A 7,140-nucleotide genomic window follows, 5' to 3' on the forward strand; every position below is an offset into this window, starting at 1 on the left:
GCTGATTTTAAAAAAGTTCTTCTACTTGTCTTCATAGTTGTAAATAATCAGGATTAATATATTTTTGATTAAAAATTAAATTATTTTTTTATTTTCTTTGTCCCAGAAGACTTGACGTTTTTCCAGATAAGAATAGTGTGCCATTAAGCACGCAATACCTTCTTCATATGCGACATCAATATTTGCGCTGGGTGTTTTATTTTCTCTAATGCCATTAAGCCACTCGCGTAAGTGTAGATGCGTAACATCAACCTGACGACCGTTAATGACGGTGTTGGTTAATCCACGATCTGCATAATATTTTTCCGACGCTGATGTAACTGCATCTATTTGTCCCAAATTGGAATTAAATGATACCATAGGAGAAGTTGTATCTAATAATCCATTAGCTATTCCTGTCTTGTATTTGGTAGAGTTTCTATCAATTGTTATACTTATGCTGTTTCCTAACTCCATCGAAGCGTCATGTCCCATAAAAACCCGGCCGCGATTTCTACTTGAAGCCAAATTACCACTATACATTAAAGTTAGGTCTCTTTCCGGATATTCAAATACACAATGCAAAGAGTCGGGAATTTCTCTTTTATCTTTCCAGTAATAAATACCACCTGAAGATGATACCGACTTGGGGATCCCAAGCCTTAACAATTGGTTCACAGCATCAAATTCATGAGTAAATAATTGCCCGATCATCCCCGTGTCGTAGGCAAACCACTGTGTCCAATTATAAAATCTCTCGATACTAAACGGAACGAAAGGAGTGGTTCCTAACCATTGTTTCCAATCAATATTTCTATCATTCCCCGGTTTAGGATTTCCTTTGCTGTCCAGATGCCTAATCCAAGCTCCCTCTGAAGTATTTCGGTTGGTTGTTGTTTGTACTAAAGTTATTTTTCCTAAAATATCTTTATCAATAATTTCCTTAGCTTGTTTAAAGACAGTGCTTTGAGTTATTTGATGACCGAGTTGAAAAGTGATATTGCTACTTTTTATTACTTTATATAACTCATTTAATTCTTCTTCCGAATGGGCCACGCTTTTCTCCAAATAGACATGTTTGTTGGCTTTTGCAGCTTCAATGGCCATAAGAGCATGGTGATGATCCGGAGTAGCGATTACGACCGCATCAATATCCTTGTCTGCTAGCATGTCCTGATAATGGAGATATCTTTTAACCGGATATTGTTTAGTTCCGGAGAAAATATTGTTGTCCGCAGTTGCTATTCCTTTCTCAGCATGTAAATCAAAAACATCACATATCCCTGTAATCGAAACATGTAAATTTTCTTGTTCCAGCCAATTTACCAAACTATTATTCTTCTTCAGCCTAATCATTTCGTCAGGATGAATGAATCCTAATCCTTTTGCTAGGGCTTGAGCTCTTGTCCCAAAACCGATAAAACCGATGCGAATTATTTCTTTAGGTGCTTTATTACCATAGTCAGGAACGGGAAACTCCATTTGATCGAAACCTAACTCTTTTAAAATATCGTTTCTTTTGTTCTTTTCATAATTATTTTTTTTCAACAAGTTAAAACCAAATAAACCCGCTACAGGTACTCCGGCTAGCGCTTTTATAACAGTTCTTCTTGAGATACCTCCTGATTGGGTTTTTTCAACTCTTTCGTTTCCATCAGGGTTGTTTGTCGGTTGGCTTATGTTTTTATTTACCTCTTCCATTTATATGCTTTTTAAAAATTGTACTGGTAAAAAAATCTAATCCGAAGGTTTTATTTGTAGGAAAAAGGAATAGTCCAAAAAGAGCAACTGATTCAATCAGTATTTTATTAACAATCAGGTTGCTTCCATCTGTTACAACGCTATATTCCAATCCCACAAGAGGAGGAGCACTTAAATAATAGACTAACAGTAATATCGATCCTGCAATAGTTGCTGGTTTAAATAAAAAACCTAAAATAATCCCTAATCCAATAGCCACTAATCCCCACGTATTAAGGAAGTCTACCATTGAAAGCAATTGTCCGTTAGATATTATCCACCTCGAAAAGCCGGATAAAATCCATTGGGATTCTTGTAAAAAGCCTATTGACGACCATTGAGGATTTAAAACCTTGGATATTCCCTCATATAGAATGTGCCAACCCAATAAAAATCTCAACGTTAACAGAAATAACAGTTGTTTTTTTGAATAGTAGGATTTATACGTCATTTTTTTTAGAATTAATCATATATATTTACCTATAAGTCGGATTGATTGATTTCAGGAGTATAATTTTTTCATTCTTTATTTCTTTATACCCTTACGTCTGTATTACCACCCTTTAGCAGTGATATGTCATGTGGCTGGTTCAGGGCCCAGGCCCCGTTAGTGAAGTCGGGTATGTCAATTGGCGTAGACCTGTTTGCGACGGACCATTCGCTCAAGGGTCCGATCACGCTCCATGAAGCGGCATCGTAAACGTCCATGTCCACGGGTAACCCGTTTCTCAGGCAATCGATGAGCCTCCAGTCCATCAGAAAATCCATTCCCCCGTGGCCCCCAATTTTTTTAGCAATGTCCTGCATCCGTTGGATCAATGGGGGGTTGTATTTTTTCTCGATATCCTGGAATTCGCTTTCAGATAGCCATTCCGTGTGATTTTCCGCTCGGGAGAGTCTTGCGGGCAGGGGGTATTTTTGTGCCGTAGCCTTGGTTCCACTTATTAAGTGTAAGCGTGAATAGGGCCTTGGGGTTGTCACATCGTGCTGAATGAGGATTGTTTGTCCTTTCACGGTTCTGATCAGCGAGGAGTTCATGTTGCCCCTAAAGGGAGCGTCGATGAATTGCTTGAAATAGTCATCATCCTTCGCCAGCTTTTTGGCGTGATTATTCATTAGAAAGTCTTCGGTAGACATTGATGTCATGTACTCCATGCGGTTTCCCCGGTTTATGTTCATGATTTGGGCAACGGGCCCCAGTCCGTGAGTGGGGTACAAGCTCCCGTTTCTTGTCATGTTTTCTTTCAGCCTCCAGCTTCGTCCGGGCTTCCCCCTGAAAAACAGGCTTTCCCCGATGTCGTGGATGTAGGCTCCCTCGCAATGAACGATATCGCCGAAGAACCCGTTTCGTGCCAGGTTCAGGGTGAGCAACTCAAAAAAGTCATAGCAGCAGTTTTCTAGAATGACACAGTGTTTTTTAGTTTTCTCGGATGTTTCCACCAGTCTCCAGCAATCCTGCACGGTCGTGGCCGCGGGAATTTCTACTGCCGCGTGCTTTCCGTGCTCCATGGCGTAGATGGTAATGGGTGCGTGTAGAGCCCACGGGGTTGTGATATAGACAAGGTCTATGTCTTCCCTCTCACATACCTGCTTCCAGGAGTCCTGCTTTCCTGCAAAGACTTTTGCGGGATGACCCGTTGTCTTGATTCTCGCCCTGGCTTTTTCCGCCTGTTCGGGCAACTCGTCACAGATGGCCATGATCCTGACGCCATCTATGTAGCTGACTCTCTCTACGGCGGCGCTTCCGCGTGCTCCCACACCTATGAATGCGACCCTGACCGTGTCTATTTTTGGCGCCGCGTATCCGCACATGTTGAATCTTTGGGGATGCTTCTTGTAGGCTTCCAGGTATATGGATTTTAACTGTTTTGCCGGAGGTTGCTGCTGGGGGGGCAATTCGCTTCCGGTTAATTTTCCGGTGAGCATGCTGCCGACTCCCGCCGCCCCGGCAATTTTAAGGAAACTTCTTCTGTTGAGTTGCATGACAAAATTGTTATGTTTATTTTTTCCAATTTTCAACTTTATATCCCCATTTCCCATAGTAAAATAGGTAGAAGTATGTAGGAATTAATATCAAAACAGCCCAACGTGGATACATAGGGTTGAGATCGATGATTTTTCCAAAAATTATGGGTGCGATTGCGTATGAGATCAACGTCATCAACAATAACGCGGAACCTAGTTTTGTATATTTGCCGAGGTTTCTTATTGCTAATCCCCATATCGATCCCCAGGTGAATGCAGATAAAAAGGCTTGGGCCAACAAAAACCAGACGGATATTACTCCATTAGTAAAAAAGGTGAGCATAGTTAAGGTAAATCCTGTAATAGCGCATAGCACGACAGCTTTCTGCTGGGTCAGGTATTTAGGTATAAGCAATGTGTTCCCAAAGAATCCGATTAACGTGAATGTCAGTGCATATGTACTAAAATGCCGAGATAATGTAAAGGGAATTCCTAAGGCGTCACCATAGAGTATGCTGTTGTTCACCGCAACAGAAATAGAGCCGTCTAAAAACAGTGCAAGGACTCCCAGCGCGAGATAGGGAAAGCTGAGTATACTCTTGCGTTCTATTCCTTCAGTAATTTTATTCTCTTCTTCATCTTTCAGGTTAGGGATGTTTGAAAAATAGATCAAACCAGCCACTATCACGAAAAAAAGCGCAAGAAAGATGTAGGGACTTATAACCTTTGATAAATACTCCGTGAGTATTAACTCCTTTTCCGCTGGCGAGGTAATAGTCAGTTGATGGGAAATATCCCCTGCGTCACGTAACAGGATGCTGCTAAATATCAGTTGAGTTAAAACCCCGCCTAATCTATTGGCCATACCCATGAAACCCATCCGTTGTGCTGTGCTTTCTCGTGGACCAATTATGGTTACATAAGGATTTGCCGCGGTTTGAAGCAAAACCATTCCGATGCTTATTACAAAAATAGCTACCAGAAAAATGCTGTATTGTTGTGATAACGCTGCGGGAATAAATAATAACGCTCCACTAGACATGACAAACAAGCCTATTATAAGTCCTTTTTTATATCCTACTAGGTTGAGAAAACTCGAAGAAGGTATGGAAAAAATAAAATAAGATACAAAAGAAGCAACTGCTACCAAGGCAGCCTGTGCATTACTCAATTCGAGGCCCACCTTGAAATAGGGGATAAGTATAGCACTAGCCCAGGTCATTACTCCGAAAACGAAGAACAATATCCCCATTATTAAAAGCGGGCAAAGATAATTTTGCTTTGCATTCATTTATTATTCCGTTTATGGGTTAAAATCAATGGGAGGTTTGTGTAGGTCTACCGATGGTGAAGCAGCTGAATTGAATTGCAGAAACATGGCTCGTTCTGTCACAACGCGTCCGTCACCTGCCAAGTTATTCACATCCGCATAATGACGAAAACCTACCTGTTCATATAACGCGTACGCGCGATGGTTATCCGGCAACGTGGTTAATTCAATACCATCCCGGTTTGTCCGACGCGCGGCATCGATCAGGAATTGGATCAGTTTTTTGCCAAATCCCTTTCCCTGGTACTCGTCAAGCATTCCGATTCCAAGTAACGGTATGGGATTAGTGTAGTACCACAGGAAGAAGTACGCAACCATTGTATCATTATTGAAAAGTCCAAGAGTGAGATCCTGGCCTTTCTCGGAACGTTCTAGGAATGCGTTTACGGTATTGGCGTCGTAGGAATGAGGTAAAAAGGTGGCGGTCGATTCTTTAGATAAATAGTTCCCAAATTCTTGCAAACTACTTCGATCACTTTTCAGAAGTCTGCGGATGATAAATTCATCGCCATCTGTCGAGTTTATCAAAATACGATCGTTTAGTTCCATATACTTCCTATCAATTGCTTTTTATCAATGAAAACTGTTTTGATAATTCTGATACAATTTTTTCAGACGCTTTGAGTTCAACATTATTCGTGCTTAGCCAAGTTTCATAACCTCCCAGTTCGTGTTGTGCCGGAGTCGGTAAATAACCCCAATAACCATCTGCCAGCCCAACAACAAATGTTTGTTTAAACGGACTTTTTGCTTTTACTTCCAATCCGATTTCCGCGAACACTTCAAACGGGATGCTCGCTACTCCTAAATCACCAATACCAAACACGTGTAAACGAACAGACACCTGATCAGGCCTCTTTAGCTGATTCAGCGTTCTTTCCGCGTAGGTCTTTTCAAGCGAATGAGACGATTTGATCGAATCGGGTCTGGCCAGGATGATTTTGGCCCATTCAACCATTTTTTTATCGGGTTTTCGCACTTTCAGGGTAACCTCTTTCTGTTTAGCTTTTAAAGGCACCCAATCGTGATAGGCTATTGATCCGAAAGCTTCGAATACTTTTTGAGCAACATCCCTGCCCACGTATTTCATTTTTGCATAAGGAGCATTTTTTTCAGGAGAACTGCTGAAGTTGATGTTGTTGATATCGCCAGAAGTGCCGTTTGACATAATCCCTACAAACGGAGGGTCCTGTCTTTCAGCATTAAGTAGTTCTTGAATATGGTCACAAAAAACAGCAAAGTAGTCTGCCGAGATGTGTCCCTTAAGTGTTCCTCCCACGTAGTGAAGCGAATAATTTGCAAGTAATGCTATGGGACGTCCTTCGATTGATTTGACTGAAATAAAAGAGACTTCGGGATCGGGTACAGCAGCGGGAGTTAGTTTGTTGGAGTTGCTGTGGCCGGGATTCATCATAACCTTATCGTACTCTCCAAAAGGATTAATCACCGGTTGCTTCATTTTCCAACGGCGGACAAAAACATGTTCGGGCACAGCAACAGACCCCCATCCAATCCGTGCAGGTTCCAAATGGTTGGCAGCAAGTTGTACTGCATCGACTATTCGTTGAATCACAAACTCCTGATAGGGGTCAAACGTGTCAAAATCCCAACTGCGTCGCTTTTCTCCTGTTCCCATTGCGCTTACAGCCGAATGAGTATGAATAGCGGATATGATGATATTGGAAGATGGGATATCCATTCTTTCTGAAATTAACCTTATAGCTGCATCGACCAGATCCTGATGCAAGCCTAAAACATCTACAACAACGAAGACTAATTTAGTTTTTCCATCGTCAAGCATTAAACAGCGAACATGCAATTCATCATGCACTTCAATTGCTGGCGGCTGATTCCATTCTCCAATCAGTGCACCGCCAAGAAACGGGGTGATGTTAGCCGTTGCAGCACCTGCCTTAAAGACTTTTTGCTCACTGGTTTTAGGCTTCAAGTTGTTAGATACAGCTCCATCGTATGCCATACCAAAAAAACTACTCACTGCCAGCGAGACAAAACAAAGCTTTAATGTAAATGATCTCATGTTGTTTGTAATTTATTCAAGTTTCGCATGCGTTAATAATTTTTTATTGCTCTTCCTATTTGTGCAATTGCTTGTTTATGTTTATCCA

6 protein-coding genes are annotated in these 7,140 nt (G+C 41.5%); all 6 read right to left on the reverse strand.

Going from position 1 to position 7,140, the window contains the following annotated elements; all coding sequences use genetic code 11:
• Positions 1 to 75 precede the first annotated feature (75 nt).
• Positions 76 to 1,680 carry a Gfo/Idh/MocA family oxidoreductase gene (locus Q0502_RS14865; RefSeq protein ID WP_298652336.1) on the reverse strand — a complete coding sequence of 535 codons (1,605 nt, stop codon included), beginning with the start codon at positions 1,678 to 1,680 and terminating at the stop codon, positions 76 to 78.
• Positions 1,664 to 2,170, reverse strand: a complete 507-nt coding sequence (locus Q0502_RS14870) for a DoxX family membrane protein (RefSeq protein ID WP_298652339.1) — start codon at positions 2,168 to 2,170, stop codon at positions 1,664 to 1,666. Before Q0502_RS14870 ends, Q0502_RS14865 begins: the two co-directional genes overlap by 17 nt.
• 83 nt (positions 2,171 to 2,253) lie before the next feature.
• The gene (locus tag Q0502_RS14875; protein ID WP_366521808.1) at positions 2,254 to 3,759 is read right to left on the reverse strand and encodes a Gfo/Idh/MocA family oxidoreductase; all 1,506 of its coding nucleotides are present in this window, start codon (positions 3,757 to 3,759) and stop codon (positions 2,254 to 2,256) included.
• Positions 3,719 to 4,975 carry an MFS transporter gene (locus Q0502_RS14880; RefSeq protein ID WP_298652342.1) on the reverse strand — a complete coding sequence of 419 codons (1,257 nt, stop codon included), beginning with the start codon at positions 4,973 to 4,975 and terminating at the stop codon, positions 3,719 to 3,721. Before Q0502_RS14880 ends, Q0502_RS14875 begins: the two co-directional genes overlap by 41 nt.
• Positions 4,976 to 4,987: 12 nt before the next feature.
• Positions 4,988 to 5,542 carry a GNAT family N-acetyltransferase gene (locus Q0502_RS14885; RefSeq protein WP_298652345.1) on the reverse strand — a complete coding sequence of 185 codons (555 nt, stop codon included), beginning with the start codon at positions 5,540 to 5,542 and terminating at the stop codon, positions 4,988 to 4,990.
• Between the two features lie 31 nt (positions 5,543 to 5,573).
• Complete coding sequence (locus tag Q0502_RS14890) at positions 5,574 to 7,052, reverse strand: neutral/alkaline non-lysosomal ceramidase N-terminal domain-containing protein (protein WP_298652348.1); 1,479 nt, start codon at positions 7,050 to 7,052, stop codon at positions 5,574 to 5,576.
• Positions 7,053 to 7,140 lie beyond the last annotated feature (88 nt).

Source organism: uncultured Proteiniphilum sp. (assembly GCF_937873925.1).
In the GTDB taxonomy this organism is placed as follows: Bacteria; Bacteroidota; Bacteroidia; order Bacteroidales; family Dysgonomonadaceae; genus Proteiniphilum.

Bases quoted from the DNA above. Each gene is read 5' to 3' on its own strand.
- Q0502_RS14865 (WP_298652336.1), bottom strand. From the start codon at position 1,680: ATGGAAGAGGTAAATAAAAACATAAGCCAACCGACAAACAACCCTGAT.
- Q0502_RS14870 (WP_298652339.1), bottom strand. From the start codon at position 2,170: ATGACGTATAAATCCTACTATTCAAAAAAACAACTGTTATTTCTGTTA.
- Q0502_RS14875 (WP_366521808.1), bottom strand. From the start codon at position 3,759: ATGGGAAATGGGGATATAAAGTTGAAAATTGGAAAAAATAAACATAAC.
- Q0502_RS14880 (WP_298652342.1), bottom strand. From the start codon at position 4,975: ATGAATGCAAAGCAAAATTATCTTTGCCCGCTTTTAATAATGGGGATA.
- Q0502_RS14890 (WP_298652348.1), bottom strand. From the start codon at position 7,052: ATGAGATCATTTACATTAAAGCTTTGTTTTGTCTCGCTGGCAGTGAGT.